Raw genomic sequence first — 1,319 nt, forward strand, 5'->3', positions numbered from 1 at the left:
TCAGACGCTGATCGGCATCACCGGGACGTCGCCCGGGACGATGAGCTTGGCCTCGGTCGCGGCGATCACGTCGGCGACGGAGACGCCGGGGGCGGTCTCCTTGAGCACCAGGCCCTCCTCGGTGGGCTCGATCACCGCAAGCTCGGTGACGATCAGATCGACCCGACGCACCGAGGTCAGCGGCAGGCTGCACTTCTTGAGGATCTTCGGCGCGCCCTTGGCGGTGTGGGTCATCGCCACGATCACCCGCTTCGCCCCGGTCACCAGGTCCATCGCCCCGCCCATGCCGGGCACCATCTTGCCGGGAACCACCCAGTTGGCGAGTTGACCCGCCTCGTCCACCTGCAGCCCGCCGAGAACCGTCGCGGCAAGATGCCCGCCGCGGATCAGCCCGAAGGACACGCAGGAATCGAAGGCGCAGGCCCCGGGCAGCGCGCCGATCGGCGTCGCCCCCGCGTCGGTGAGGTCGGCCAGCGGCGGCATCCCCTCCGGCAGCGCCGAAAACCCGACGATCCCGTTCTCCGCCTGGAAGGATACATGCACATCGGGCGACAGGTAGTTCACCGCCAGCGTCGGAAGCCCGATGCCGAGATTGACCAGTTCGCCGTCCTTGAGCTCCAGCGCAACCCGCCGGGCGATCAGTTCTTTCGCGTCCATCTCAGCACCCTCCCTTCGCCACCAGGTGATCCACCACCACGTACGGCGTGATCACCGTGTCCGGAGAGATCGCTCCCACCGGCACCACGTCCTCCGCCTCCGCGATCACCACGTCCGCGGCGTACGCCATCAGCGGATTGAAGTTCCGCGAGGTGAACGCGTATTCGAGGTTGCCGGTGTAGTCCGCGCGCTTCGCCCGGATCAGCGCGAAGTCCGCCGCAAGCGGCATCTCCACCAGGTAGGTCTTGCCGCCGATCTCGATCGTCCGCTTGCCCTCGGCCGCAATCGTGCCGACCCCGGTCGGGGTGATCACCGCGCCCAGGCCGAAACCCGCCGCGCGAATCCGCTCCGCCAGAGTGCCCTGCGGAACCAGATCCACCTCGAGCTCCCCCGCGATCATCTGCCGCTGGGTTTCCGGGTTGGTCCCGATGTGGCTCGCGATCACCTTCTTCACCAGCTTCGCGTCGATCAGCTTGCCGATGCCGTTGTCCGGAAACGCCGTGTCGTTGGCGATCACCGTGAGGTCGCGCTTGCCCTGGCGAACCAGTTCCGCCACCAGGCCATGCGGCGTGCCAACCCCCAGAAAACCGCCGATCATCACAACCGCGCCGTCCGGAATGAGGCCCACCGCCCCTTCGTAGGATATGACCTTGTTCGTCATT

Annotated in this window: 2 protein-coding genes; both read right to left on the bottom strand. The window is 67.3% G+C overall.

Going from position 1 to position 1,319, the window contains the following annotated elements:
• The gene (locus O7R11_RS14885) at positions 1–657 is read right to left on the bottom strand and encodes a 3-oxoacid CoA-transferase subunit B (protein WP_337998324.1); all 657 of its coding nucleotides are present in this window, start codon (positions 655–657) and stop codon (positions 1–3) included.
• Between the two features lies 1 nt (position 658).
• Entirely contained in the window at positions 659–1,318 is a 660-nt protein-coding gene (locus O7R11_RS14890; protein WP_337998325.1) for a 3-oxoacid CoA-transferase subunit A, read from the bottom strand.
• Position 1,319: the final 1 nt, after the last annotated feature.

Source organism: Oleispirillum naphthae, assembly GCA_027864655.1.
GTDB classification, from domain to species: Bacteria; Pseudomonadota; Alphaproteobacteria; order Rhodospirillales; family Rhodospirillaceae; genus Oleispirillum; species Oleispirillum naphthae.

What these genes read in the sequence shown, in the direction of transcription:
- O7R11_RS14885 (WP_337998324.1), bottom strand. Translation starts at nt 657, where the DNA reads ATGGACGCGAAAGAACTGATCGCCCGGCGGGTTGCGCTGGAGCTCAAG.
- O7R11_RS14890 (WP_337998325.1), bottom strand. Translation starts at nt 1,318, where the DNA reads ATGACGAACAAGGTCATATCCTACGAAGGGGCGGTGGGCCTCATTCCG.